Source organism: Acidipropionibacterium thoenii DSM 20276, from assembly GCF_000423445.1.
Classification (GTDB): Bacteria; Actinomycetota; Actinomycetes; order Propionibacteriales; family Propionibacteriaceae; genus Acidipropionibacterium; species Acidipropionibacterium thoenii.
The window spans coordinates 1-25,356 of record NZ_AUHZ01000007.1 but is presented as its reverse complement, the minus strand read 5'-3'; the positions used below and the strand labels follow the sequence as shown (position 1 = coordinate 25,356).

The 25,356-nt window shown below is 68.8% G+C and carries 22 protein-coding genes, 1 tRNA gene and 2 pseudogenes; 11 read left to right on the top strand and 14 right to left on the bottom strand.

Going from position 1 to position 25,356, the window contains the following annotated elements:
- Positions 1 to 155: 155 nt before the first annotated feature.
- From G554_RS14215 to aceE, 7 genes and pseudogenes are all read right to left on the bottom strand, one after another.
- Positions 156 to 1,220: pseudogene (locus tag G554_RS14215) on the bottom strand (carbamoyl phosphate synthase small subunit); the annotation flags it as partial.
- The gene (locus tag G554_RS14210; RefSeq protein WP_036924238.1) at positions 1,217 to 2,554 is read right to left on the bottom strand and encodes a dihydroorotase; all 1,338 of its coding nucleotides are present in this window, start codon (positions 2,552 to 2,554) and stop codon (positions 1,217 to 1,219) included. The pseudogene G554_RS14215 and the gene G554_RS14210, both read right to left, overlap by 4 nt.
- Positions 2,551 to 3,135: a bifunctional pyr operon transcriptional regulator/uracil phosphoribosyltransferase PyrR gene (gene pyrR / locus G554_RS0102390; RefSeq protein ID WP_027586655.1), complete on the bottom strand. Its 585-nt coding sequence runs from the start codon at positions 3,133 to 3,135 to the stop codon at positions 2,551 to 2,553. Before pyrR ends, G554_RS14210 begins: the two co-directional genes overlap by 4 nt.
- A gap of 253 nt (positions 3,136 to 3,388) precedes the next feature.
- Positions 3,389 to 3,850: a GatB/YqeY domain-containing protein gene (locus tag G554_RS0102385; RefSeq protein WP_027586654.1), complete on the bottom strand. Its 462-nt coding sequence runs from the start codon at positions 3,848 to 3,850 to the stop codon at positions 3,389 to 3,391.
- An 87-nt stretch (positions 3,851 to 3,937) separates the two neighbouring features.
- Positions 3,938 to 4,945: an L-glyceraldehyde 3-phosphate reductase gene (mgrA, locus tag G554_RS0102380; protein ID WP_027586653.1), complete on the bottom strand. Its 1,008-nt coding sequence runs from the start codon at positions 4,943 to 4,945 to the stop codon at positions 3,938 to 3,940.
- 84 nt (positions 4,946 to 5,029) lie between these two features.
- Entirely contained in the window at positions 5,030 to 5,434 is a 405-nt protein-coding gene (locus G554_RS0102375; protein WP_051232235.1) for a DUF3052 domain-containing protein, read from the bottom strand.
- 144 nt (positions 5,435 to 5,578) lie between these two features.
- Complete coding sequence (gene aceE / locus G554_RS0102370; RefSeq protein ID WP_027586651.1) at positions 5,579 to 8,332, bottom strand: pyruvate dehydrogenase (acetyl-transferring), homodimeric type; 2,754 nt, start codon at positions 8,330 to 8,332, stop codon at positions 5,579 to 5,581.
- A 248-nt stretch (positions 8,333 to 8,580) separates the two neighbouring features.
- Here aceE and G554_RS14205 point away from each other — a divergent pair.
- From G554_RS14205 to G554_RS0102335, 7 genes and pseudogenes are all read left to right on the top strand, one after another.
- Positions 8,581 to 9,705: pseudogene (locus tag G554_RS14205) on the top strand (PucR family transcriptional regulator); the annotation flags it as partial.
- A 114-nt stretch (positions 9,706 to 9,819) separates the two neighbouring features.
- Entirely contained in the window at positions 9,820 to 10,173 is a 354-nt protein-coding gene (locus G554_RS0102360; protein ID WP_027586650.1) for a NifB/NifX family molybdenum-iron cluster-binding protein, read from the top strand.
- Positions 10,173 to 11,090 carry a 2-dehydropantoate 2-reductase gene (locus G554_RS0102355; protein ID WP_027586649.1) on the top strand — a complete coding sequence of 306 codons (918 nt, stop codon included), beginning with the start codon at positions 10,173 to 10,175 and terminating at the stop codon, positions 11,088 to 11,090. Before G554_RS0102360 ends, G554_RS0102355 begins: the two co-directional genes overlap by 1 nt.
- Positions 11,091 to 11,303: 213 nt before the next feature.
- Positions 11,304 to 12,194 carry an ACP S-malonyltransferase gene (locus tag G554_RS0102350; protein ID WP_425393328.1) on the top strand — a complete coding sequence of 297 codons (891 nt, stop codon included), beginning with the start codon at positions 11,304 to 11,306 and terminating at the stop codon, positions 12,192 to 12,194.
- Positions 12,194 to 13,207, top strand: a complete 1,014-nt coding sequence (locus G554_RS0102345; protein ID WP_027586647.1) for a beta-ketoacyl-ACP synthase III — start codon at positions 12,194 to 12,196, stop codon at positions 13,205 to 13,207. The genes G554_RS0102350 and G554_RS0102345 overlap by 1 nt, the downstream gene beginning before the upstream one ends.
- Positions 13,208 to 13,275: 68 nt before the next feature.
- Positions 13,276 to 13,521 (top strand): acyl carrier protein, encoded by a 246-nt coding sequence (locus G554_RS0102340; RefSeq protein ID WP_027586646.1) that lies wholly within the window; start codon positions 13,276 to 13,278, stop codon positions 13,519 to 13,521.
- Between the two features lie 89 nt (positions 13,522 to 13,610).
- Entirely contained in the window at positions 13,611 to 14,885 is a 1,275-nt protein-coding gene (locus tag G554_RS0102335; protein ID WP_027586645.1) for a beta-ketoacyl-[acyl-carrier-protein] synthase family protein, read from the top strand.
- A gap of 40 nt (positions 14,886 to 14,925) precedes the next feature.
- Here G554_RS0102335 and G554_RS0102330 read toward each other — a convergent pair whose 3' ends face one another.
- From G554_RS0102330 to G554_RS0102305, 6 genes are all read right to left on the bottom strand, one after another.
- Positions 14,926 to 15,495 carry a DUF3145 family protein gene (locus tag G554_RS0102330; protein ID WP_051232233.1) on the bottom strand — a complete coding sequence of 190 codons (570 nt, stop codon included), beginning with the start codon at positions 15,493 to 15,495 and terminating at the stop codon, positions 14,926 to 14,928.
- A gap of 77 nt (positions 15,496 to 15,572) precedes the next feature.
- Positions 15,573 to 16,277 (bottom strand): YggS family pyridoxal phosphate-dependent enzyme, encoded by a 705-nt coding sequence (locus G554_RS0102325; protein ID WP_027586643.1) that lies wholly within the window; start codon positions 16,275 to 16,277, stop codon positions 15,573 to 15,575.
- 92 nt (positions 16,278 to 16,369) lie between these two features.
- Positions 16,370 to 17,341 carry a VWA domain-containing protein gene (locus tag G554_RS0102320; RefSeq protein ID WP_036924265.1) on the bottom strand — a complete coding sequence of 324 codons (972 nt, stop codon included), beginning with the start codon at positions 17,339 to 17,341 and terminating at the stop codon, positions 16,370 to 16,372.
- 29 nt (positions 17,342 to 17,370) lie between these two features.
- Positions 17,371 to 18,342 carry a VWA domain-containing protein gene (locus G554_RS0102315; protein WP_154654152.1) on the bottom strand — a complete coding sequence of 324 codons (972 nt, stop codon included), beginning with the start codon at positions 18,340 to 18,342 and terminating at the stop codon, positions 17,371 to 17,373.
- 8 nt (positions 18,343 to 18,350) lie between these two features.
- On the bottom strand, positions 18,351 to 19,436 hold the full coding sequence (locus G554_RS0102310) for a DUF58 domain-containing protein (protein ID WP_084648247.1): 1,086 nt from the start codon (positions 19,434 to 19,436) through the stop codon (positions 18,351 to 18,353).
- Between the two features lie 8 nt (positions 19,437 to 19,444).
- Positions 19,445 to 20,527 (bottom strand): AAA family ATPase, encoded by a 1,083-nt coding sequence (locus tag G554_RS0102305; protein ID WP_027586639.1) that lies wholly within the window; start codon positions 20,525 to 20,527, stop codon positions 19,445 to 19,447.
- Positions 20,528 to 21,044: 517 nt separating this feature from the next.
- Between G554_RS0102305 and G554_RS0102300 the strand changes: the two genes are divergently transcribed.
- The 4 genes from G554_RS0102300 (at position 21,045) to purT (ending at position 24,314) form a co-directional block, all read left to right on the top strand.
- Complete coding sequence (locus G554_RS0102300) at positions 21,045 to 21,926, top strand: hypothetical protein (protein ID WP_036924234.1); 882 nt, start codon at positions 21,045 to 21,047, stop codon at positions 21,924 to 21,926.
- Positions 21,927 to 21,928: 2 nt separating this feature from the next.
- On the top strand, positions 21,929 to 22,759 hold the full coding sequence (locus tag G554_RS0102295; RefSeq protein ID WP_027586637.1) for an HAD hydrolase family protein: 831 nt from the start codon (positions 21,929 to 21,931) through the stop codon (positions 22,757 to 22,759).
- A 28-nt stretch (positions 22,760 to 22,787) separates the two neighbouring features.
- Positions 22,788 to 22,861, top strand: a tRNA-Ile gene (locus tag G554_RS0102290).
- 232 nt (positions 22,862 to 23,093) lie between these two features.
- A complete protein-coding gene (gene purT, locus G554_RS0102285) occupies positions 23,094 to 24,314 on the top strand; it encodes a formate-dependent phosphoribosylglycinamide formyltransferase (RefSeq protein WP_036924232.1) in 1,221 nt (406 codons plus the stop codon).
- Positions 24,315 to 24,442: 128 nt separating this feature from the next.
- On the opposite strand, the gene G554_RS14200 is transcribed toward purT, so the two are convergent.
- A partial coding sequence (locus G554_RS14200) for a CHAP domain-containing protein (protein ID WP_036924230.1) occupies positions 24,443 to 25,356 on the bottom strand: 914 nt, incomplete at its 5' end.

Genomic DNA, 25,356 nt, shown 5'->3' with positions numbered 1-25,356 from the left:
CCGCTCTTCTGGGCACGGCCGCTCCTCGGGGTGGTGGCGGCAACCAGCTCGGCGGCCGGCTCCAGGGCGCTGGCCGGCATCACGGCCCGGGTCACCGCGCCTCTGGCCAGCACCGGGTGGGACATGTCGCGCTGGGCCGGTTGGGCCCTGCGGCGGGCATCCATCAGTGCGATGAAGTCGTCGAAGAGATGGGCGGCGTCGTGGGGCCCGGCGGCCGCGTCGGGGTGGTACTGCACCGACATCGAGGGCAGCCGCTTGTGGACCACACCCTCGACGGTGCCGTCGTTGAGCTCGACCTGGGTGATCTCCAGCTCGGTGCCGGTGATCGACTCGGGGTCCACCGCGAAGCCGTGGTTCTGGCTGGTGAAGTCGATCCGACCGGTGCGCAGATCCTTGACGGGATGATTGAAGCCGCGGTGTCCGAATGCCAGCTTGTAGGTGTCGGCACCGTTGGCCAGGCACAGCAGCTGGTGACCCAGACAGATCCCGAAGATCGGGAACTCCTCCTGGAGTTCGGCGATCACCTGGCCCACCCCGTTCAGGCTCTTGGGGTCACCGGGCCCGTTGGACAGCATGATCCCGTCGGGGGCCAGCGCGCGGACCCGCTCGGCGGTGATGGTGTAGGGCACCACGGTGACCGCGCATCCGCGCTTGGCGAGCTCTCGCAGGATCGAGTGCTTGAGGCCGAAGTCGAAGAGCACCACCGAGTAGCCGCCCAGCGGGCTGGGATAGGCGGTCCGGGTGGAGACCTGGGCGACCTGGTCGGTGGGCAGCTCGGTGGCTCGCAGCTTCTCCAGCTCGACCTCCAGATCGGCCTCAGGTCCCAGCAGGGCCCCCTTCATGACGCCCTCGGTGCGCAGCCGGCGCACCAGGGAGCGGGTGTCGATGCCGGCCAGCCCCGGGATGTGGTGGAGCTTGAGGAAGGCGTCCAGGCTCACCCGGTTGCGCCAGTTGGAGGCCAACCGCGGGACCTCACGGCAGATCACCCCGGCGGTGGTCGGGAAGAGGCTCTCCATGTCGTCGCGATTGATCCCGGTGTTGCCGATCAGCGGGTAGGAGAAGGTGACGATCTGACCGTTGTAGGACTGATCGGTGAGGGTCTCCTGGTAGCCGGTCATCCCGGTGGTGAAGACCACTTCGGCAGTCACCCCGGACTGGGCGCCGAAGGCCTCCCCGGTGTAGCTGGTGCCATCGGCGAGTAGCAGTGTTCGGGTGGTCATGCCTGGTCCTTCCGGACGGTGGTGTCTGGGTGGCTGATGATGTGGTCGGCGCGGTGGACGATGCGCCCGTCGACCATGGTGAGGACGCAGTCGCCGAGTACCCGACGTCCTGCGAAGGGGGTGTTGCGGCCCTTGCCGGCGAAATGCTCGGGGTCGATGGTGACCTCACGGTCCAGATCGAAGGCGGCCAGGTCGGCGGGCCCGCCGACTCTGATGTGCCCGGCGTCGCCGAGCTGGTAGGCCTCCGCCGGGCCGGCCGTCAGCCAGTGCACCAGCTGATCGAGGCGGAACCGGCCGGCCAGCACGAGGGCCGAGTACAGCAGCGCGAAGGTGTGCTCATTGGTGATGACCCCGAAGGCGGCGTCGCGGAAGGAGCAGTCCTTCTCCTGGGCGGTGTGTGGGGCGTTGTCGGTGGCGATCGCGCACAACGTCCCGTCGCACAGTCCCTCGATCATCGCGTCGATGTCCTGGCGGGTGCGCAGCGGCGGGTTCATCTTGTAGAACCCGTCGTCATCGGGGATATCGGCATCGGCCAGCAGCAGGTGGTGCGGGGCGGCCTCGCCGCTGGCGTTGACGCCGTCTCGTTGAGCTCTGCGCAGGGCCCGGATGGACTGCTCGGTGGAGGCGTGACACAGATGGTAGTGGGCGCCGGTGACCTCGGCGATCGCCAGGTCCCGGACCACCTGGACGGTCTCGGCCAGCCCCGTGGTGCCGGGAAGGTGCAGTTCGCGTGCCTTGGCGCCGTCATTGATGACCCCGCCGCGCACCAGCGAGTTGTCCTCAGCGTGGGCGACCACCGGTCGGCCGTGCCGGGCGGCCGACCGCATCGCGTCGTACATCACCGCGGCGCTCTGCACCCCCTTGCCGTCATTGGAGAAGGCCACCGCGCCGGCGGCGATCAGGGCATCGGCGTCGACCAGTTCCTCGCTGGTCAGGCCCACCGTGATCGGCGCGTAGGGCAGCACCTTGACCTCGGCGGACCTGGCGATGCGCTGCATCAGTTCGTCCATCAGCCCCGGGCTGTAGGGATCGGGGCTGGTGTTCGGCATTGCGCACACGGTGGTCCAGCCGCCCCGGGCGGCCGCGGCGGTACCGGAGGCGATGGTCTCCTTGTCCTCCTGGCCGGGTTCGCGCAGGTGGTCGTGGAGATCCACCAGGCCGGGGGTGAGCAGGGCTCCGCCGAGGTCGATCCGGGTGGCCTCGACGCCGTCCAGGGCGCTGCGCCGGTGCCGGGAGACGGCCTCCACCCGGCCGTCGGCCACCAACAGCTGGCAGGGCACCGGGGTCCCGCCCTCCAGCATCACCAGATTGTCCAGAAGGACTCGACTGCTCACCTGCGCTCCGCCTTTCTGATGGCCACCTCGTCGCGGCCGTCCACCTCGATGACACTGACCAACACCTGCTCCTCGGCCGAGGTGGGCAGGTTCTTCCCGACGAAATCGGCCCTGATCGGAAGCTCCCGGTGGCCGCGGTCGACCAGCACGGCCAGCTGGACAGCTGCCGGGCGCCCGGCAGCCATCACGGCGTCCATCGCGGCCCGGGTGGTGCGACCGGTGTAGAGCACGTCGTCAACGATGACGACGGTGAGCCCCGAAAGATCGGCGGGCAGGTCGGGATTGGCGGCCGACCCGGAGCCGGGGGCGGGGAACCGGGCCTCCAGCCGCTCATCGCTGAGGTCGTCTCGGTAGGCCCGGACATCCAGGTCCACGGCTGGCACCGCGACCTTCTCCACCTGGGTCAGCCGCTCGGCCATCCGGGCGGCCAGCTGGGCTCCCCTGGTGCAGACCCCGGCCAACAGCAGCCGTTCGGCGCCGCGGTTGCGCTCGACGATCTCGTAGCAGATCCGGGTCAGGGCCCTGCGCATCGCGTCGGCGTCCATCACGGGCACCTCATCGGGGCTCTGCCGGACAGCCATCAGGTTCCCTCCTCGACGCAAAAAAGCCTTCCCACAAGGTGATTCACCGTGTGCGGAAGGCGGAGCATCGAGCGGGCAGGAGCCATCACGTGCCGTGCTGGAACCTGGACTGCCACTGTGCTGACGACCTTGCCGACCTCGCTGGATCGACCTTTAAAGGACGTTGACCGCACCCTAGCACGACCGCACCGCGAGCCTCTCCAGACTGCCGGATCCCGACAGATCGGGGAGCGGCCCTGCGGGTGGCCGGCTGTCAGCTCAGTGCGGACCTCACGATCCTCGAGGTCTCCTTGCCGTCGAAGCGGCCCTTGGTGCGAGCCTGGACGGCCTTCATCACCGGACCCATCAGCTTCATGGTGGGCTCGGCACCGCCGGCCGCCGCGGCCACCTCCTCGGTGACGATGGCGGTGACCTCCTCGACGGTGAGCTCGGCGGGCAGGTACTTCTCGAGCACCGCGATCTCGGCCTCCTCGTTGGCGGCCAGCTCCTCGCGTCCTCCCTCACGGTAGGCGGCGGCCGAGTCCCGTCGACTCGAGACCTGCTTGGCGAGCACGGCCAGCTCCTCGTCGGCCGACAGCTCGCGAGCCTGGTCACCGGCAACCTCGGCGGATTGGATGGCGGAGACCGCCATCCTGATGGTGGCCTTGCCGACCTCGTCGTGGGCCTTCATGGCCGCGACCAGGTCGGACTTCAGCTGAGTCTTGATGGCTCCCATGGGGATATCTCCTGAATAGGTCAATGAGTGGATAGACGATGGGGATCTGGCCCGGGCGTCGCGCCGTCGGGCCGGTCCCCTGGAATGTCAGCGGCGTTCGGCCAGCACGGTCTCGATGCGCACGAGCTCCTCCTCGGTGAACGGGTTCGTGTTGAGGGCGTCGATATCGGAGTCCAGCTGGGTGATCGAGGAGGCGCCGACCAGCACACTGGTGATCCTCGGATCGCGCAGGATCCAGGCGATCGCCATCTGCGCCAGGGTCTGGTCGCGGTCCTTGGCGACCTCGGTGAGGGCGGCGACGGTCTCCAGGGTGGAGCGGTCGATCTGGTCGGGGGCCAGCGAGCGCGATCCCATCCCGGCCCGTGATCCCTCCGGGATACCGTGCAGGTACTTGGAGGTGAGCAGTCCCTGGGCCAGCGGGGAGAAGCAGATGATGCCCATCCCCTGCTGCTCGCAGGTGTCGACCAGGCCGTCCTCGATCCAGCGGTCGAACATGTTGTAGCGCGGCTGGTGGATCAGGATCGGGGTCCCGAGCCGATCGGCGATGGCAGCCGCCCTCGTGGTCTGCTCCGGGTCGTAGGAGGAGATCCCGGCGTACAGCGCCCGGCCCGAGCGCACGATCTGGTCCAGGGCCCCGATGGTCTCCTCCAGCGGGGTGTCGGGATCGAACCGGTGGGAGTAGAAGATGTCGACGTAGTCCAGCCCCATCCGTTTCAGCGACTGGTCGCACGAGGCGATGAGGTACTTCCTCGATCCACCCTCGCCATAGGGCCCGGGCCACATGTCATAGCCGGCCTTCGAGGAGATGATGAGCTCGTCACGATAGGGCTTGAAATCGGCGGCGAAGATCCGGCCGAAGTTCAGTTCGGCCTGCCCGTAGGGAGGTCCGTAGTTGTTGGCCAGGTCGAAATGGGTCACCCCGCGATCGAAGGCCTCGCGCAGCACGGCGCGCTGGGTGCCGCCAGGATGCAGGTCGCCGAAGTTCTGCCACAGTCCCAATGACACCTCTGGGAGCATCAGCCCCGAGGCACCGCACCGCCGGTAGCTCATCTGGTGGTAGCGGTCTGGGGCGGCGACGTAGCTGCTGAGGGACATGGCTCCAGCCTATACATCCCGCCACCGCTGACAGCTGGAATGGGACACGGGCGGCAGCCGGTCGACCAGGGTGTCCGCCCCGTCTCAGCGGCGGGAACCCTTCGGCCGGACCACCTTGTGGGCCTGCCAGTCGTCGGAGACGTTGTGGGTGGAGGTGAGCACCATGCCGGCGGTGGCCGCCCCCTCCGACAGGTCGGAGGGATCCACCGTTCCGGGTCGGCCGACCTTGGGGGTGAGCAGGATCACGAAGCCGTCATCTGACAGGTCGCGAATGGCGTCCACCAAGCCGTCGGCGACGTCACCGTCGTCTCCACGCAGCCACAGCCAGACCACGTCCACGGCGTCGTCGGCGTCCTCGATGAGATCGCCGTCGACGGTATCCATCACCTGCTGGCGCAGGTTCTCGTCGGCATCGTCGTCCCAGCCCAGTTCCTGGACGACCTGACCGCGATGCAACCCGAGTTTGTCGAAGTCAGTAGCGGTTTCCACGACTTTCCTCAGCTCCCCGATCCTCTCGCCGCCGTAGCGGCGTAACACTGTGACCCTCAGCCTGCCAGATCATGGCCTCCGGGGCCAAGGCGGGGGCCCGTCCAGTAGATCACGCCTACCGGAGGGGCGCCCCGTCGGCCTCTCTCAGGCGTCCCCTCCGGCATTGCCCGAGGCACCTGCGGTGACGTCGAGCAGGTCGTACTTCTGCGCGGCATCCCGGGCCCACTCGGCGGGCACCTCGTTGCGGGCCGCCAGCATCTGGAGCACCTTCACCGCGATGGAGGGCCCGTCGATGTGGAAGAACCTGCGGGCGGCGGCCCTGGTGTCGGAGAAGCCGAACCCGTCGGCCCCGAGGGAGCCGTAGTCGCCTGGCACCCACTGGGCGATCTGATCGGGGACCTGACGCATGTAATCGCTGACAGCGACCACCGGGCCAGGGGCATCGGCCAGCCGAGAGACCAGGTAGGGGGTGCGAGAGCCCTTCTCGGGGTGCAGGAAGGCCTGCTCGTCGGCCGCCATCGCATCCCGGCGCAGCTCGGTCCAGGAGGTGACGCTCCAGACATCGGCGACGATCCCGAAGTCGGACTTGAGCAGCTCCTGGGCCTCCAGGGCCCACGGCACCGCCACCCCCGAGGCCAGGATCTGAGCCCGCCTGGCGTCGGAGTTGACCCCCTCGAAGGAGCCGGGGTGCACCAGATGCATCCCCTTGACGATCCCCTCGGCGTCCACATCCTCGGGTTCGGCGGGCTGGACGATCGGCTCGTTGTAGACGGTGAGGTAGTAGATCACCGATTCGTCTGCCGGGCCGTACATCCGGTTCAGTCCGGACTCCACGATGTGGGCGATCTCATAGGAGTAGGCCGGGTCGTAGCTCACCACCGCAGGGTTGGTGGCGGCCAGCACCGGGGACTGGCCGTCCATGTGCTGGGTGCCCTCGCCGGTCAGAGTGGTGCGGCCGGCGGTGGCACCGAGGATGAACCCGCGGACCAACTGGTCCCCGGCGGCCCAGAAGGAGTCGCCGGTGCGCTGGAAGCCGAACATCGAGTAGAACATGTAGACCGGCACCATCGCCACGCCCTGGGTGGAGTAGGCGCTGCCGGCGGCCATGAAGGCGGCCGCGGAACCGGCCTCGTTGATCCCGGTGTGGAGGATCTGACCGTTACGGGCCTCCCGGTAACTGAGCATCAGCTCGTGGTCGACCGGGGTGTAGTTCTGGCCGTGCGGGTTGTAGATCTTGATGGTCGGGAAGAACGAGTCCATCCCGAAGGTGCGCGCCTCATCGGGGATGATCGGCACCACCCGGGGGGCGAAGTCCTTGTCTCGCATCAGGTCCTTCAGCAGCCGCACGAAGGCCATCGTGGTGGCCACCTGCTGCTTTCCCGAGCCCCTCTTGACGCCGTCGTAGCGGCTTGCCGCCGGCAGCGGCAGGGCCTTGTGCGCGCTGCGCCGCTCGGGCACGAAACCGCCGAGCGCACGACGCCTCTCCAGCAGATAGTCGATCCGCTCGTCTCCGGGGCCGGGGTTGAAGTAGGGGGCCCGGTAGGGATCATTCTCCAGCGCAGAATCGGGGATCGGGATGTCGAGCCGGTCGCGGAAGGCCTTGAGATCCTCGACGGTCAGCTTCTTCATCTGATGGGTGGCATTGCGACCGGCGAAGTGGGAGCCGAGGTCGTAGCCCTTGATGGTGCAGGCCAGAACCACCGTGGGCGCTCCCTTGGTGTCCACGGCCGCCTTGTAGGCGGTGTACATCTTGCGGTAGTCGTGGCCACCGCGCCGCAGCCCCCAGATCTTGTCATCGGACCACTGCTTGACCATCGCCTCGGTGCGCGGGTCCCGGCCGAAGAACTCCCGGCGGACGTAGTCGCCGTCATTGGCCTTGAACGTCTGGTAGTCGCCGTCGCGGGTGTTGTTCATCAGATCGACCAGGGCGCCCTCGGAGTCGGCGTCCAGCAGCGGATCCCAACCGGACCCCCAGATCACCTTGATGACATTCCAACCGGCACCGCGGAAGGTGGACTCCAGCTCCTGGACGATCTTGCCGTTGCCGCGCACCGGGCCGTCGAGGCGCTGCAGATTGCAGTTGATGACGAAGGTCAGGTTGTCCAGCTGCTCATTGGCGGCGACCTGGAGGAATCCGCGGGACTCCGGCTCGTCCATCTCGCCGTCGCCGAGGAAGGCCCAGACGTGCTGGTCGGAGCAGTCCTTGACGCCTCGGTTGGTCAGGTACTTGTTGAAGGATGCCTGGTAGATGGCGTCCATCGGGCCGAGCCCCATCGAGACGGTGGGGAACTGCCAGAACGTCGGCAACATCCTGGGGTGGGGGTAGGAGGGCAGCCCGTGCGGGGCCGCCGACTTCTCCTGACGGAAACCGTCGAGGTCGGCCTCGCTCAGCCTGCCCTCCAGGAAGGCCCGGGCGTACATTCCCGGCGCGGCATGACCCTGGAAGAAGACCTGGTCCCCGCCGCCGGGGGCGTCCTGGCCGCGCCAGAAGTGGTTCATGCCGACCTCGTAGAGGGTGACGGCGGACGCGTAGGTGGAGATGTGGCCGCCGACCCCGATGCCCGGACGCTGAGCCCGCTGGACGGTGATCGCGGCATTCCAGCGCAGCAGTCGACGGATCTGGTGCTCGAGCCTCTCGTCGCCGGGGAAAGGTGCCTCATCGGCGGCGGAGATGGTGTTGATGTAGTCGGTGGAGGTCAACGCGGAGACATCGAGTTTGCTGCGGCTTCGGGCATGCTCCAGCATCTTCAGCAGCACCGTGCGGGCGCGGTTCTCACCGGTGGCCTCGACCATCGCGTCCAGCGAGTCGAGCCACTCCCGGGTCTCCTCGGGATCGATGTCGGGCAGGGTGGTGGGCAGGCCGTTCAGCACAGGGCCGGGTTCTTCGCGTGGGATCACGCCGGGTCCTTTCTCATCGACGGTGACGCGGGACCGTGGTCTCCGGTCGGCATGACATCAGACATTGTGGACCTGAACGCCACAGAATTCACGGCCCCGGTGCGAATGTTCTCGCTAGGCTCGAAGCCGACAGCAGATGGGAGATGCCCGTGGCACCACGGAGTTCGCACGCCAACGAGGAGGCCCGTAGGGCTGGCATGTCTAGTACCGGGCGGACCATCGTCGCCTCCGACCGTACCCGACGGGCCATGGCCAAGAGGCTGGCCTCGCGCACCTCGACGATGACCACCGCGACGCTCACCGAGATGACGGCCCGACACTCCTGGTTCCGCGCCCTGTCGGCCGATGACCGTTCCTGGATCTCAATCGTGGCGCGCAGCGGCATCGACGGTTTCGTCCGATGGTTCGCCGACGACGAGGCCGAGCCGTACTCGCCCACCGACGTCTTCGACGTGGCTCCGCGCTCGATGACCCGTAAGATCTCCCTGCACCAGACCGTCGACCTGGTGCGCACCACCATCGACGTGGTCGAGGAGCAGATCTCCGCGATGCCGCGCGGGGATCGCCAGGTACTCGCCGAGGCGATCGTGCACTACTCCCGGGAGGTGGCCTTCGCCGCCGCCGAGGTCTACGCCAGGGCCGCCGAACAGCGCGGCACCTGGGACGAGCGGCTGGAGTCCCTGGTGGTCGACGCCATCGTGCGGGCCGACACCGACGCCGGCCAGCTGATCTCCCGGGCCTCCACGCTGGGCTGGCGGCCCGGCAGCAGACTGTGCGTGCTGGTGGGCCCCTACCGGAGGTCCCAGTCCCTGGCGACCCTGCGGCATGCCGGCGAGCGACTGGGGTTGTCGGTTCTGGCGGCGGTGCAGAGCGACAAGGTCGTCGCGGTGCTGTCGGGGGATGCGGTGGCCGATGACGCCGCCGCCCTGGCGGCAGCCGGATCGATGGCCGAACATCTGGGCCAGGGCGCCGTGGTGGTGGGCCCGGTGGTCCAGGACATGGTCGATGCCCCCTCCTCGGCGCGAGCCGCCCTCTCCGGTGCTGCCGCCGCACCGGCCTGGCCGGAGGGTCCGGCCGTGCTCTCGGCGATGGATCTGCTGCCCGAGCGGGCGTTGTCGGGAGACCAGGAGGCGATCTCATGGCTCGTCGAGCAGGTCTACCGTCCGCTGGCCGATGCCACCGGCGATCTGCTGGACACCACCGTCTCCTTCCTGGACCACGGCTGCTCGGTCGAGGGCACCGGCCGGGCGATGTACATCCACCCCAACACCGTCCGGTACCGGCTCAAGCGGGTCCAGGACGTCTCCGGATACTCCCCCTCGACCCCGCGGGAGGCCTATCTGCTCCACCTGGCGATCACCCTGGGGCGGTTGGCCGGTCAGGGCGCGGCGGGCCGTCCTGAGAGCTCGGGTCACAGCCACCACGGCAACCGGGCCGATGAGCACCAGCCACAGCGGGAGATCGACCGGGGGAAATAGGCTGGCGTCATGAACCTCATGATCCCGGTCCGCCCGGACGCCACAGTGGAACCACGATTCGGCAAGGCCCCGATGGTGGCCGTCGCCCAGGTGGACGACGATGGCACGATCCAGCAGTGGGACACCTTCCAGGTGGACTGGGACCGGCTGCACGACCTGGGCAGTGAGGGCTCCCACCACGCCAGGATCGTCACCTTCCTGCGTGACCACGGAGTCGACGCGGTGGTCGCCACCCACGTCGGTGCCGGCATGCAACGGACACTGACGTCGATGGGTCTGCCGATGCTGCCGGCCACTCGCACGGACGCGCGGGCTTCGGTCAGTGCCGCGGTCATCGCCGCGGGTGGGAAGGATCAGCAGTGATGCGCATCGCAGTCATCGGAGCAGGCGCCATCGGAGGGTTCTACGGTGCCCGACTGGCGGCATCCGGTCAGGACGTCGTCTTCATCGCCCGGGGTGCCACCCTCTCCGCCCTCACCACCAACGGCCTGCGGGTGACCGGGACCGAGGACCTCACCCTCGCGGTCCAGGCCACCGACGACCCCACCGAGGTGGGCCCGGTCGACGTCGTGCTGATGTGCACCAAGACCTTCCAGGTCGCCGACGCCGCCGCCAGCTATCTGCCGGCCCTGGTGGGCCCCGACACCCTGGTCGTCACCACCCAGAACGGTCTGCAGGCGCCCTTCGTGCTGGCCGACGCGATCGGCCGGGAGCATGTCGGCCCCGGTCTGTGCCGGGTCTGGACGAAGATCGCCGAGCCGGGCGTCATCGACCTGATGGGCGGCCCCCAGAGCCTGGTGGTGGGCACCTGGGACAACAGCATCACACCCACCCTGACGGCATTCCGACAGGCCCTGCGGGACGCCGGGGTGGACACCGTCGACACCGGCGACATCTGGACCGCACTGTGGACCAAGGTGATCCACGTGGTCCCCGAGGGGGCCGTTGGCGCCCTGCTGGATGCACCGCTGGGCGAACTCCTCGGCCGCCATCTGGCGATCTTCCGGCGCTGCATACAGGAGGCCGTGGCGGTGGGACGGGCTCACGGCGCCGACTTCCCCGGCGACATCGTCGACCAGACGCTGGCCTTCCTGAGCAGTCAGGACCCGGCCTCCACGACATCCTTCCAGCGCGACATCACCGCAGGACGCCCCAGCGAGCTGGAGGCCCAGATGGGGGCACTGCCGGGCCTCGGCGACGAGGTCGGCGTCGACACCCCGGTATGCGATGTCATCGCCGAGACCCTGAGGGTGCGTGCCGAACGCGACGCCGCAGCCTGAGGTGCTCGCACCGCCGGCCAGCCGGGAACCCCGGCGGGCAGCGGGCGACAACGGGCCCCGGGAGCGGGGCCGGTGCGGCGGCTGTTGTCGGATCCCCACAAATCACCTCGGCGGTATTTCGTGCCCGTGGCCCTCGCGCCGTCCGCGCCGATCGGCAAGAGTGGGGATGTGCTAGCAATCGTCGCGCCCGGCCAGGGTGCTCAGAAACCCGGGCTGCTGTCCGCCTGGCTGGAGGACTCCTCCTTCGCTGCCCATCTGGCGTGGCTGTCGGCCGTTGCCGACATCGATCTGTCGGCCCACGGCACGGTCTCCGACCAGGCCACCATCAAGGACACCGCGGTGGCCCAGCCGCTGCTGGTCGCCTCCTCGCTGGCCACCGGCTGGGCGGTCGCCGAGGACCTGTTCTCCCGCGCCGACCTGCTGGCCGGCCACTCGGTCGGCGAGATCGCCGCCGGGGCCGGGGCTGGGGCCTTCTCCCCCGAGGCGGCGATGGTGCTGGTTCGCGAGCGCGGTCGGGCGATGGCCGAGGCCGCCGCCCTCACCAGCACCTCGATGACTGCTGTCATCGGTGGTGTGCAGGAGGATGTGCTGGCGGCCATCGACGCCGCCGGACTCACCCCCGCCAACTACAACGGCAAGGGACAGATCGTCGCCGGCGGCACGGTCGAGCAACTGGCCGCCTTCGCCGAGCGCCCGCCGGCCCGCACCCGGCTGTTCCCGCTGTCGGTGGCCGGAGCCTTCCACACCGCCCACATGGAGCCTGCGGTGCGCCACCTGGCCGAGGTCGCCGCCGCGATGCCGACCGGCACCCCCAGCACTGCCCTGTTGTCGGACCTGGATGGCGAGGTGGTCACCGAGGGCCGCGCCTTCGCCGACCGGCTGGTCCACCAGGTCGCTCATCCGGTGCGCTGGGACCTGTGCATGGCCACGATGGCCGAGCGCGGCGTCACCGGGATCATGGAGCTGACTCCGGCGGGAACCCTCACCGGTATCGCCAAACGCAATCTCAAGGGTGTCGAGTTGTTCAACCTCAACACACCCGATCAGCTCGCCGATGCCCGGGCATTCGTCGAGAAGCACTCAACCAAGACCGCGGAGGTCTGATGACGTCGTCCACCCGTCCAGCAATCAGCCAGGAGCAGGGGGCCGCCAGCTCCACCATCCTGGCCACCGGCCATGTGCGTGGTTCCCGTGTCGTCTCCAACCAGGAGATGTGCACCATGATCGACTCCACACCGGAGTGGATCGAGCAGCGCACCGGCATCACCTCGCGACGGTGGGCCACCGCCGAGGAGACGCCGCGCTCGATGGCCGCAGAAGCCGGCCGCAGGGCTCTGACGAAGCTGGATCTGACCGGCGACCAGGTCGACGCGGTGATCTGCGCGACCGTCTCCCACCACCGCCCCTCCCCCTCGTTGGCCGCCTATGTGGCCCATGATCTGGGTGCCTTCAGCGCAGCGGCCTTCGACGTCAACGCAGCCTGCGCCGGTTTCTGCTACTCCCTGACGCTGGCCGACTCGCTGATCCGCAGCGGTGCGGCCACGCGGGTGCTGGTGATCGGCGTCGAGAAGTTGTCGGAGATGATCAACCTCGCCGACCGCGGCACCGCCTTCCTCTTCTCCGACGGAGCCGGGGCTGCCGTGGTCGGTCCCTCCTCGACCGTCGGCGTCGGCCCGGCGGTCTGGGGAACGGCCTCCGACAAGGTCGAGACCATCGAGATCGAGGACTGGACCGAGGTGGCCTCCCACCCCGAGCTGAACCATCCGCTCATCGCGATGGATGGCCGCGCGGTCTACAAGTGGGCGATGACCACGGTCACCGCCAAGGCCTCCGAGGCCATCGCCAGGGCCGGGATCAGCCCGGCCGATCTGGACGTCTTCATCCCCCATCAGGCCAATGACCGCATCACCGACGCCCTGGTGCGCCACCTCAAGCTGCCCGACTCGGTCACCGTGTGCCGCGACATCGCCGACATGGGGAACACCTCGGCAGCCTCCATCCCGATCGCCATCGACCGGATGCTGGACCGCGGCGAGATCCACAGCGGCGATCTGGCCCTCATCATCGGATTCGGTGCCGGGCTGGTCTTCGCCGGCCAGGTCATCGTCATCCCCTGAGGTTCAGTCCCCCTACTTCCCACTCAATCCATTCAGAAATACCCGCTCACCGGAAAAGGAATCCCATCATGGCTGACAACACCAAGACCCTCGCCGACATCGCCGACATCGTCAACGACATCACCGGCGTCGACCAGGCCGAGGTGACCCCCGAGAAGTCCTTCATCGACGACCTGGACGTCGACTCCCTGTCGATGGTCGAGATCGTCTACGCCTGCGAGGAGAGGTTCGGCATCGAGATCCCCGACGACAAGTCCAAGGACCTGAAGACCGTCGGCGACGCCATCGACTTCATCAACGCCGCACAGGCCTGAGCCCCAGACCATCCGGCTCAGTTCCTCCCGGCCCGTCCGGTCCCGGGCCCACCGCATCATCAGGCCCGATTCACCATCAGGAGAGATACATGAGTGACGTCGTCATCACCGGCTTCGGAGCCACCACCCCGCTCGGCGGCGACGCCCCCACCACCTGGGAGGGGCTGGTGGCCGGCCGCAACGGCGTCCACACCCTCACCGAGGACTGGGCGGCCGACCTTCCGGTGCACTTCGCCGCCGAGGCGGTGGACGATCCCACCAATCACATCCCTCACCCCAAGGCCCGCCGGATGGACCGCAGCTCCCAGCTGGCGATCGTCGCGGCCGAGGAGGCCTGGGCCGATGCCGGCCTGGAGCTGCCGCATGACGCCGACGGCGAGCCGGTCGACAACGGCATCGACCCGGAGCGGCTGGTGGTGTGCTGCGCCACCGGGATCGGCGGTCTGCACTCCCTGCTGGGCCAGTGGGACATCCAGAAGGACCGCGGTTTCCGACGGGTCAGCCCCTTCACCATCCCGATGCTGATGGCCAACGCTCCGGCCGCCAACGTCGGACTGCTGGTCAACGCCAAGGCCGGGGTCCACACCCCGGTCTCGGCCTGCGCCTCCTCCTCGGAGGCCATCTCGCTGGGCCTGGACCAGATCCACCTGGGTCGGGCCGACATCGCGGTGGTCGGGGGCACCGAGGCGGTCATCCACCCGCTGCCGGTGGCCGCCTTCTCCCAGATGCAGGCACTGTCCAAGCGCAATGACGACCCCGAGCACGCGTCACGGCCGTGGGACGCCGATCGCGACGGCTTCGTGCTGGGCGAGGGTGCCGCGGTGCTGGTCATCGAGACCATCGAGCACGCCCGGGCGCGCGGCGCGAGGATCTACGGGACGCTGGCCGGAGCCGGCATCTCGGCGGACTCCCACGACCTGGTCCAGCCCGACCCGACCGGTGCCGGGCAGGCCTCGGCGATGCACAAGGCGTTGGTGGCCGCCGACCTGTCGCCGACCGACATCAACCATGTCAATGCCCACGCCACCTCGACCCCGCAGGGAGACCTTGCCGAGGCCCACTCGATCCGCACCACTCTGGGCGCCGCCGCAGACCAGGTGCTGGTCAACGGCACCAAGTCGATGACCGGCCACCTGCTGGGTGGCGCCGGGGCCCTGGAGACCTTCGCCTCGGTGATGGCGCTGCTCAGGCGCCAGGTGCCCGGCACCATCAACATCGAGCATCTCGAGGAGGACCTTCCGATCAACGTGGTGCGCAAGACCACCGCGCTGCCCGACGGGGATCTTGCAGCCCTCAACAACTCCTTCGGGTTCGGCGGACACAACGTCACCCTGGCGTTCACCAACGCCAACGCGACCCGCTGATCCGGCCGCCCGGTCATCGCGGCGCCGCGATGACCGGGGCTCACCCCACCTGGCTCGACAGCCAGCTGACGTCCAGCTCGGGGTCCCGGGCTCGATAGGCCTCCAGCTCCACATCCCAGGGCTCCCCCAGCAGATCGGCCATCTCGGCCTGCAGATCGGTGCCCTCACGGCGTGCCTCGACCATCGCACGTCGCAGCCGGTTCTCGTCAATCATCACATCACCGATCGCACTGGTGTCCGCGGAGAAGACCCCGAGCGACGGGGTGACGCTCCAGCGATGACCCAGACCGGCGTCGAGCCCCTCGGCGGCGGCATCAATGGTGAGCTCGAAACGCACCCGTCCCCAGCTGGCCAGCGTGGAGACCAGTTCGGTGGCCCTGGCACGCTCACCTCGCCAGGATGTCTCCAGGCACCACGAGCCGGCCTCGACCGGCTGGTGCTCCCAGGCGAGTGCTCCAGGCAGGCTGACGGCGGCGGCCGCCGACCACTCGATGTGGCTGCGCAGCGCCGTCGGTGCCGAGTGGATGAAGAGCATCCCACTCGCAACGTGTGAGAAATTGTTCACGGCCGTCCTCCCCTTGATCCACGTGCCTTCCCCAGCAAATGGCATCCGGTAGGACGAACAAGCCCCAGTGTGCCCCGTCGCCGCCGTGGCCTTCAAGCCCCCACGGCGAGTCGGCCGGGAATCTACCGGTAGTCGCGGGCGCCGAAGATCGCTGTGCCCACCCGGACCACCGTCGCGCCGTGGGCGATGGCCTCCTCGAAGTCTCCTGACATCCCCATCGACAACTCATTCCAGGGGCTGGTCCCGCCGGCCTCCTGGCGCAGCCTGGCCTGCAGATCCTGCATCCGTTGGAAGCAGCCGGCCACCTGGCTGCGATCCGGCGAGTTCACCGCCACGGTCATCAGACCCTTGACATTGAGGGTGTCGAAGGTCGACAGCTGGCGGGCCAGTTCGGGCGCCTCCTCGGGAGCAATCCCGGACTTCTGCGGCTCACCCGAGGAGTTGACCTCGATGAGAACGTCGAGACGCCGCCCCTCGTGGTCCAGTCTCCTGGCCAGTTCACGGGCCAGTTTGAGGGAGTCGAGGCTGGAGACCTCGGTGGCGAACCGGGCCACGTCGCGTGCCTTGTTGGTCTGCAGGTGGCCGATGATCACCCAGCCGATCTCCGGATGGGCCTCGTGCAGCTCCTGCCACTTGCCGACCGCCTCCCGGACCCGGTTCTCCCCGAACCGGGAGTATCCGGCCGCCACGGCCTGCAGCACCGCATCAGAGGGGTGGGTCTTGCTGACCGGAAGCAGACTCACCTCGGAGGGATCGCGCCCGGCCCGCCGGCAGGCGGCGTCGATCCGGGATCGCACGGCGGCCAGGTTCTCAGCGATGGAGGTCATGGCCTCAACTCAACCACAACCGGCCCCGGCCGGGTCCTGCCCGGCGCCGCCACCGTCGAGGTCCCACCGCCGGCGCAGGTCCACCCCTCCGATCAGGGCCATCGAGCAGCCAGTGAGATGACTCCCAGGCCGGCCAGCACCGCCAGCAGCAGCCCGTAGCCGACGTAGCGGTCGGTGGCCTCGGTGTAGACCTTCTCGCTGCCCACCGCCTTGGCGATCGATTTGTAGACATTGGTGAGCTCGCCCAGTGATTCGGCGGAGAACTTCTCACCACCGGATGCCTTGGCGATCGCGGCCAGCTCGTGATGGTTCACCGGAACCGGCTGGCGGCGTCCCTGCTCGTAGACGTAGCCACCGGCAGTGCCGTAGGCGATGGTGTAGATCGGGACGTTCTGCTTCCTGGCCTGCTGAGCCGCCGGCAGGGAGGGACGCCCGACGTTGGTGGCCCCGTCAGACAGCAGCACGATCGCCGCAGGCGGCTTGGTACCGGGATGGGAGGGATCATCAGGGGCCAGCTTGAGAGCGTCCAGTGAGGCGTAGATCCCCTCGCCGATGGCGGTGGACGGAAGTACCTCGAGATTCTCGATGGCGCTGGAGACGGCCGCCCGGTCGGTGGTGGGGGGCACGACCAGCTGGGCGCTGGCGGCGAACTTCACCAGGGCGACGTTGAACCGCTCGGGGATCTCGGTGAGGAAGGACCTGGCCGCCGACTTGGCCGCCGACAGTCGCGAGGGTTCCACATCGGTGGCGATCATCGACCGCGAGACGTCCATCGTGATGACCACGGTGGCCCGGTCCCGCGGCACCTCACGGTAGGCCTGCGGCTGGGCGAAGGCGACCACCAGGGAGGCCATCGAGGCCACCGAGCAGAGCACCGCCAGGTGGCGCTTCCAGGCCTTGTCCCGGGGCAGGATCCGGCGCAGGTCGACCCGGCTCGCCCGGCGCACCGGGGTACGGCGGGCGCTCAGACCGACATATCCCAGCAGCACCGCCAACGGCACCAGCAGCCACCACAGCCGGCTCGGTCGCTGGAACTGGACCAGCAACGTCGGCTCGATCAGCATGCTGGTCAGGGGAACAAGCAGATCAGTCATCACGGCCACCTCGTCGCCATCGAGACCACGCCCAGACCCGCCACGATCGCGAATCCCAGGGAGTAGAAGGCCCAGCGGGAGGTGATCTCCTTCTTGACCTCCTCGTACCCGACCGAGCGGTGCACGTCCTGGTAGACCTCCTTGAGATCCCCTGCCGACTCGGCCGTCCACGCCTTGGCCCTGGTCCGCTCGGCGATCTGGCCGAGAAGCCTGGTATCGGGTGCCACCCGCTCCCGGGCCCCGTCGACGTCGACAAAGCCGGTCTGGGTGCCGAAGGCGATGGTGTAGACCGGCACCTTCGCGGCAGCTGCCGCGTTGGCGGCGTTCATCGGGTCCGAACCGTCGGTGTTGCCGCCGTCGGACAGCAGCACGACGGCCGCTGGGACCTGCCCCTGGGCACCGCCTCCGGGAGCCTGCTTGATGGCCTGCAGACTCAGCGTGATGGCGTCACCGATCGCGGTGCCCTGCTCGGTCCCGATGGCCGAGATGGCCCGCTTGGTGGTGGACCGATCGGTGGAGGCGGGCATCACCACCCGCGGGTTCGCCGAGACGGTGACCACCGACACGTTGAACCCTGCCGGCAGGCTGTCGATGAAACTGGCGGCCTGCGTCTTGGCGGCAGCCAACCGATTGGGGTCGACGTCGGTGGCGCTCATCGACAGCGAGTTGTCGATGGCCACCACGATGGTGGCCCGCTCCCTGGGCACCCTCTCGATGCCCATCGGACGGGCCCATGCGAAGCTCACCGCAGCCAGCGAGCACAACGCCATGGCGACCGCGACATGTCGCTTCCACTGGGACTGGGGCCGCAGTACCGCTCCCAGGATGCCGGTATTGGTGAACCGGATCCCCGAACGGCTGCGATGTTGGAGAGCCCACAGGTACATCAGCACCAGGGCCGGGATCGCCAGCAGGGCCCACAGCCGTGCCGGTTCCATCACCTGGGGCAGACCGAGCACCAGCAGGATCAACGCGGAGGTCACTTGGCCACCCCCTGGGGCGGCTGGTGGAGCATCGAGGCGACCCGACGGTAACCGAGCACGAAACGAGCGATGTCGGTGACCCAGTCCGAGTCGGTGCGCAGCTGGATGTGGCCGGCTCCGGCACGTCGGATGGCGGTGGCGATCCGGGCGCGCTGGGCGGCCGAGGCGGCGTCCATCCGTTCCTTGGCGGCCGGATCGGAGGTGTTGACGTAGCGGGCGAAGTCGTTCTCCGGGTCCCGGATGAGGATCTCCCCCATGTCGGGGAAGTCGGTCTCGGCGGCGTCGATCACCTCGATGCACAGCACCTGGTTGCGCACCGACAGCCGGCGCAGCGCCCGCTCCCAGTCCGGGGCCACCGAGGAGTCCAGCTCATGGTCTCCCGGGGTGAGGAAGTCCGACACCACGACCCTCATCCCGCGACGCCGCTCGGTGCGATTGAGCTGCTCGATGCCCGCCGCCAGGGTGATGTCCCCAGGAGCATTGTCGGGGACGATGGGTTCGGTGAGCATGCTGCGCAGCAGGGCGTAGAGGGCCGTCCGCCCACTGCGTGCCGGGATCCTTCGGATCGAGTCCTGGCGCATCACCAGGCCGCCGAAGCGGTCACCCATCCGCTGGGACAGGAAGCCGATGGTAGCGATCCCGGCGATTCCCAGATCGCGCTTGGTCATCCCCTGGGTGCCCCAGTTCATCGAGGGGGTGACATCCAGCAGCGCCCAGACCTCCAGCTCCCGGTCGGCGATGGTGTCGCGGACGTGTGGTTCGGTGGTCCGGGCGGTGACCGCCCAGTCCATCCGCCGGACATCGTCCTGGCCGGGCTGGTAGAGCCGGGCGTCATTGATGTCGCTGCCGGCCCCGGGCAGCAGGCCGATGTGGTCGCCGTGCAGGAACCCCTCCAGGCGCCGCACCACGGTCAGCTCGAGACGCCGCAGCGCCGCCTCGGGGGCCAGCTGGCTGAGCGGCAGGGTGGCCCCGGTCGGCGGGTGGAGAACGGTCTCGGCCACCGCCTGGCCGGACTGCCGGACCTCGGGGGTGGAGCGGGACCAGGATGGCTGTGGCGGGCCGAATGTGGGACGCGATGTCATCGGCGCCCTCAGTCGCGGTACTCGGGCTGGTGACGGTGCGACAGATGGGCCTCGGAACGCTGCTGGGCATTCCACACCGGTGTGGGCGGGGGCACCATCGCCAGGATCCGCTCGATGACCTGGGAGGTCTCGATGTTGTCGGCGATGGCGTCGAAGCCGAGCACCAGCCGATGGCACATGACGTCCTTGGCCACCGCCTGCACGTCGGTCGGCAGCACGTAGTCGCGGCCGTGGATCAATGCCAGGGCCCGTGCCGCGGCCACCAGGCCGAGGGTGGCACGCGGGGAGCAACCGATCTGGATCACCGACTCCAGATCCGGCATCCCGAAGTCGGCCGGGGTGCGGGTGGCCAGCACCAGACGCACCACGTACTCGGCCACCAGATTGTGGACGAAGACATTGGAGGCCATCTCCTGCAGCTCGATGACCTTGGCGGGAGTGAGCACCACCTCGGGTTCGGGAGTGCGCACGCTCATCCGGCGCAGGATCTCGAACTCCTCGTTGCCACGCGGGTAGGGCACGTCGATCTTGAGCAGGAAGCGGTCGCGCTGGGCCTCCGGAAGGGGGTAGACGCCCTCCGACTCGACCGGGTTCTGGGTCGCGAAGACGCTGAACGGGGCCGGAGCGGGGAAGGTCTGCCCGGCGATCGACACCTGCTTCTCGGCCATCAGTTCCAGCATCGCCGACTGCACCTTGGCGGGAGCGCGGTTGATCTCATCGGCGAGCACGAAGTTGACGAAGACCGGGCCGAGCTCGATGTCGAAGCTCTCCTTGGAGGCCGAGTAGATCCGGGTTCCGACGATGTCGGAGGGCACCAGGTCGGGGGTGAACTGCACTCGGGAGAAGTCTCCTCCCAGCACCGTGGCGAAGGAGCGCACGGCCAGCGTCTTGGCGACGCCGGGCACGCCCTCCAGCAGGATGTGACCCTTGGCGAGCACGCCGACCATCATCTGCTCGACCATGTGCTCCTGGCCGACGATCACGTGCTGCACCTGGCCGATCGCCTCACCGACCAGTGTGGCGGCCTGTTCATTGGTCATCGCGGCCCCGGCATTGCCGGTGCCGATGTTCTGGCCTCCCGACAACTGCATCTCGCTGCGCTGGGCCGGCCGGCCGGGCTGCGACGCCTGGGCCGGGGTGACGGGCTGGGCGGGCCAGGGTCCGGGAGCCTGCTGAGCATGCTGGGGAACCGAGGGGGGCTGGCTGCGGGTCGGAGCGGGATAGGACTGCGCCGATGGGGAGCGCCCGGGCTGGAGCGGGGCGGACTGGGGCTGAGGTGCCTGCCCCTGGTCGCCGGGGTGCTGCGGGGGCTGGCCCTGGGGGGAGGGCCAGGATCCCTGCTGGCCCGATGACTGGTACCCACCCGGCTGCATGCCTGCTGTGCTCACTCGTTGCTCCTGCCTCGACCCGTGCGATGAGCCGTTCCGCGGTGCTCGCCACGATACCGTGCCACCTTAACGACAGGCTGTGACGAGGGCTGCCACCTCGGGATATCCCGGCAGGGCATCATGACAACCTCAACGGGTTCACCACCGATGTGATGAGATGGAGGCGATGTCAGATGCCCAATCCCCCGGTGGCCCACCCGTGACGGGCCCGGGTGCGCCCATGCCCTCCCCGCTGTTGGCCTCCGATCCACCCCGGGTGGGGGACTTCTGGCTCGACTCCCGACTTCTGGCGACCACCGCCGGGGTGACCTTCATCGGCCACGACGAGGCCAACACCCCGGTGCTGCTCATCCTGCTGTCCGAGGGCGCTGCTGCCGACGCGGCCGCCCGCGACCGACTGAGCGGAGAGGTGAACCATCTCCACACCGAGACGGTGGTGGCGCGCGGCGGACAGGGACAGGATCAGGGCCGGCTGGGGTATCTGTTCAGATCCGAGGACGACGACCCGGACAGTCCCGAACAGCTCCCGCTGGCCCCCTGGGTGGCGCTCATCAACGACGGGACACCGGCAGCCCCCGCCGAGGCGCTGCGCATCCTGCAGGCGGTGGACCTGTCGACGACCAGTGAGATCGGCGACCCCTCGGGACCCGGCTACCGGCTGCACTGGGCCGATCGCACCACCACCGGGACCTCGCGGACCTGGCCGCTGCCCTGGCCCGGTCGCGGCGATCGGGCCGGCTGGTCGAGCGTCGGGATCGCCTGGTTGCTGATCCTGATGATCGCGGCACTGGGCCTGCTCATCGCGGTCCTGCTGTTCCAGAATGTGCCGCCCAGTCCCCCTCCGCCCCCGGTGCCGACCTCGGCATCCGGATCCGGCGGCGGATCGGGATCCCCGAGCTCGCCATCCTCGGGATCGGGCTCCCCGTCCCCGAACTCGGCCTCCCCCACTCCCTCGGGCTCGCAGCCTGCCACGCCGACTCCCTCGGATTCGGGTTCGCCCCAGAATCCGACTCAGAGCACTCCCCCGACCATGCAGTCGCCGGGCGGCTCAGGGTCCAGCGGCAGCGCCACTCCCACGCCGACCACCAACACCAAGCTGTGACCATGCACAGTGTCGAACTGATCGCCTCCGACCTGGACCAGACCTTCCTGAGCAGCGACAAGACCCCCTCGGCCGCCAACCTTGCAGCCGTGCGGGCGGCCGCGGCCGCCGGGGTCCACATCGTCTTCGCCACCGGCCGGCCCTATCGCTGGCTGGACGTGCTCAGCCAGCTCGCCGATGCCGACCCCATCGTGCTGGCCTTCAACGGAGCGGTCAGCATCGACTCCCACACCGGCGAGATTCTCCACCAGCAGGCCATCGATCACCAGGTGCTCACCGACATCGTCGCCGACGTCTGCCAGGTGCTGCCCTCGGCGCTGTTCTGCGCCGAGGAGGCCCGCCACTGGGGACTGCAGGAGGGCTTCGAGAGGTCTTTCGAGAAGGGCCGCCCCGATCTGGTGGCCCCGGTGGCCGACCTGATCGGCCAGCAACGATCCGTGGTGAAACTGCTCATCCGCGGCTGGGGAGTGCCCAGCGAGGAGCTCTATCGCAGGCTGGCACCGGTCATCGGTGACCGTGCGACCACCACCTACTCATTCAGCGGCCCCGACGGCATCCTGGAGGTCAGCTCAGCCGGCGTCTCCAAAGGTGCCGCGCTGGCGAGGGTCTGCGCCGACCTGGATGTCGACCCGGCCGATGCCGCAGCCTTCGGGGACATGCCCAACGACATCTCGATGCTCGACCTGGTCGGTCACCCGTACGCCGTGGCCAACGCACATCCGCAACTGCTGAGTCGTGGCTACCAGGTCATCGGCGATCACGACGACAGCGCCGTGGGTCGGACCATCACGGCCCTGCTGGCCGATCGGCGGGCCTCAACGGGTACCCGCTAGAGTGCTGCCCGCGGCTCCAGGGCCGCCCGGGGCGTTAGCTCAGCCGGTCAGAGCAGGGGACTCATAATCCCTGGGTCGTGGGTTCGAGCCCCACACGCCCCACTCGGTACTCGCGGGTCATCCCGATGACACCACCGCTTCGAGATTCCGGCGATCGGCTGCTCTGCAGTCGGTGACCGCCCTGCCGTGTCCATCGCGGGGAGCATCCCGGCGTCGTCATCTCTCAGCTCCGGTCGGCTGGTGCTGGCAATGGGACGACTCACGCGGCGTGCGGGGCACCCGGGCCAGTCCGGGAAGGGCTCTGCCAGGGGCCGTGACGTGGTTGGATGTGGCCGTGACCCGTACACCTGGAACCCTCGGTACCCCTCTCACCGACGGCGCCACCCGCGTCATGCTGCTGGGGTCCGGCGAGTTGGGCAAGGAAGTGGCCATCGAACTGCAGCGGCTGGGGGCCGAGGTGATCGCCGTGGACCGGTACCCGCACGCCCCGGCCATGCAGGTCGCTCACCGCGCCCACGTGGTCGACATGCTCGATCCACAGGCCCTGCGCGATGTCATCGGGCAGGAGCGCCCCGATGTCGTGGTCCCGGAGGTCGAGGCCATCGCCACCCAGGTCCTCGCCGAGGTGGAGCAGGCCGGAGTCCAGATCGTGCCGACCGCCCGTGCCACCCAGCTCACCATGAACCGCGAGGGGATCCGACGGCTGGCAGCCGAGGAGCTCGGCCTGCCGACCTCCCCCTACCGCTTCGTCGACTCCCGGTCCGAACTGGCAGATGCCGCCCGGCTGCTCGGCTTCCCCTGCGTCGTCAAGCCGGTGATGTCCTCATCGGGTCACGGCCAGTCGGTGCTGCACTCCCCCGACGACGTCGAGACAGCCTGGTCCAACGCCCAGGACGGTGGCCGCGCCGGGGGCGGACGCTGCATCGTCGAGGGATTCGTTGACTTCGACTCCGAGATCACGCTGCTCACCGTGCGCCACGCCGGCGGTACCTCCTTCCTCGACCCGGTCGGCCACATCCAGGTAGAGGGGGACTACCGCGAGTCCTGGCAACCCGCCGCCGTGTCAGAGGCGGCCCTGGACCAGGCCCGGGATGTCGCCGGTCGGATCACCGAGGCGCTGGGAGGCTGGGGACTCTTCGGCGTCGAACTGTTCGTGGTCGGCGATCACGTGCTCTTCTCCGAGGTCAGCCCTCGCCCGCACGACACCGGCATGGTGACCCTGATCTCCCAGGATCTCTCCGAGTTCGCCCTGCACGCCCGTGCCATTCTGGGGCTGTCGGCCGGGGACGCCCGCCGGATCGGTGGCCCCGAGGAGCCTGCCGCGGCCTCATGCGCAGTGCTGGCCGAGGGCGACGGCGTCCCCCGGTTCGCCGGTGTCGACGCCGCCCTGTCGGTGCCGACTGCCCAGTTGCGCCTGTTCGGCAAGCCCTCGGTGGCCGGACGCAGACGAGTCGGCGTCGCACTCGCTCGGGGGGCTGACATCGATCAGGCCCGTCAGCGCGCACGCCAGGCCGCTGCGGCCCTCACCATCACCCTGGACGAGTCCATTCGCTGAGTCCCCGTTCCGCCTGCTCACCGTGGCGTCGGCTGCGGCGGCCATGATCCGGGTCGCTCATCGCATCGTCCAGCACGGCTGCGGTGAAGTGGCGGCACATCGGGCCTGCGCCTCGGTGTGGGGACCTCTCAGAAGTGGATGAAGGCATCGAAGCCGCTGGAGCCCCCGCTTCGCCAATTGACGTTGCTGCGGGTGTCGTAGCCCTCCGACACCTTGAAGTTGTACTCGGAGACGTCGATGGTGCCATTGGCATGGACGGCGGTGACGTAGGCCACGTGCCCGGCAGAACCACTCTGGCGCCAGGCGACCGATCCCACAGTCGGCGTGGTGTTCACCGTGATTCCCAGACTGCGGGCTGCCGAGGCCCAGTTGCTGGCGTTACCGAAGTGGACTCCCTTGTAGACATTCTGGTAATCCGGGTAGGAGGTGTTGAGGCGCACCTGCCAGGCCACGTAGGAGACGCACTGGCCCCAGTAGAACCCCCAGGGATCGACGCCCCCCTTGCCAGGTACTGCGGAGTAGCTTCGCGGGGTGGAGGAGCTGCCGTTTCCGGCAGAGCTGCCCGTCGAGGCCGAGACCTTGGGCTTGGTGGTGGAGATCAGGGACGAGTAGATCCAGGCCGACCTGCCCTGGAAGTTCACCGGGGTCCAACCATTGACCGACGCACCCCGGGTGCCCACATGAGCGCCCTTGACCATCCGACCCACCTTGGCGTACCCGGTACCCGCACCCGCACGCACATTCAGATCGACCGTGGCATAGACGAGCACGCTGGACTCAGGCGTCCCACCGGAGCCGGGAGCCGTGGATGCCGCCGGCTTGGACGCCACCTTGGGCTTGGTGGTGGAGATCAGGGACGAGTAGACCCACGCCGACCTGCCCTGGAAGTTCACCGGGGTCCAACCATTGACCGACGCACCCCGAGTGCCCACATAAGCACCCCTGACCATCCGACCCACCTTGGCATACCCGGTACCCGCACCCGCACGCACATTCAGATCCACCGTCGCATACACAATCCTCTTGCTCGACGATGCCGAGG

Excerpts from the sequence above, each read along its gene's own strand:
- pyrR (WP_027586655.1), bottom strand. The coding sequence starts at position 3,135 with ATGGCTGTCCGGCAGAGCCCCGATGAGGTGCCCGTGATGGACGCCGAC.
- G554_RS0102385 (WP_027586654.1), bottom strand. The coding sequence starts at position 3,850 with ATGGGAGCCATCAAGACTCAGCTGAAGTCCGACCTGGTCGCGGCCATG.
- mgrA (WP_027586653.1), bottom strand. The coding sequence starts at position 4,945 with ATGTCCCTCAGCAGCTACGTCGCCGCCCCAGACCGCTACCACCAGATG.
- G554_RS0102360 (WP_027586650.1), top strand. The coding sequence starts at position 9,820 with ATGAACCTCATGATCCCGGTCCGCCCGGACGCCACAGTGGAACCACGA.
- G554_RS0102355 (WP_027586649.1), top strand. The coding sequence starts at position 10,173 with ATGCGCATCGCAGTCATCGGAGCAGGCGCCATCGGAGGGTTCTACGGT.
- G554_RS0102345 (WP_027586647.1), top strand. The coding sequence starts at position 12,194 with ATGACGTCGTCCACCCGTCCAGCAATCAGCCAGGAGCAGGGGGCCGCC.
- G554_RS0102340 (WP_027586646.1), top strand. The coding sequence starts at position 13,276 with ATGGCTGACAACACCAAGACCCTCGCCGACATCGCCGACATCGTCAAC.
- G554_RS0102335 (WP_027586645.1), top strand. The coding sequence starts at position 13,611 with ATGAGTGACGTCGTCATCACCGGCTTCGGAGCCACCACCCCGCTCGGC.
- G554_RS0102330 (WP_051232233.1), bottom strand. The coding sequence starts at position 15,495 with ATGCCATTTGCTGGGGAAGGCACGTGGATCAAGGGGAGGACGGCCGTG.
- G554_RS0102325 (WP_027586643.1), bottom strand. The coding sequence starts at position 16,277 with ATGACCTCCATCGCTGAGAACCTGGCCGCCGTGCGATCCCGGATCGAC.
- G554_RS0102320 (WP_036924265.1), bottom strand. The coding sequence starts at position 17,341 with ATGCTGATCGAGCCGACGTTGCTGGTCCAGTTCCAGCGACCGAGCCGG.
- G554_RS0102310 (WP_084648247.1), bottom strand. The coding sequence starts at position 19,436 with ATGACATCGCGTCCCACATTCGGCCCGCCACAGCCATCCTGGTCCCGC.
- G554_RS0102305 (WP_027586639.1), bottom strand. The coding sequence starts at position 20,527 with ATGCAGTTGTCGGGAGGCCAGAACATCGGCACCGGCAATGCCGGGGCC.
- G554_RS0102300 (WP_036924234.1), top strand. The coding sequence starts at position 21,045 with ATGCCCTCCCCGCTGTTGGCCTCCGATCCACCCCGGGTGGGGGACTTC.
- G554_RS0102295 (WP_027586637.1), top strand. The coding sequence starts at position 21,929 with ATGCACAGTGTCGAACTGATCGCCTCCGACCTGGACCAGACCTTCCTG.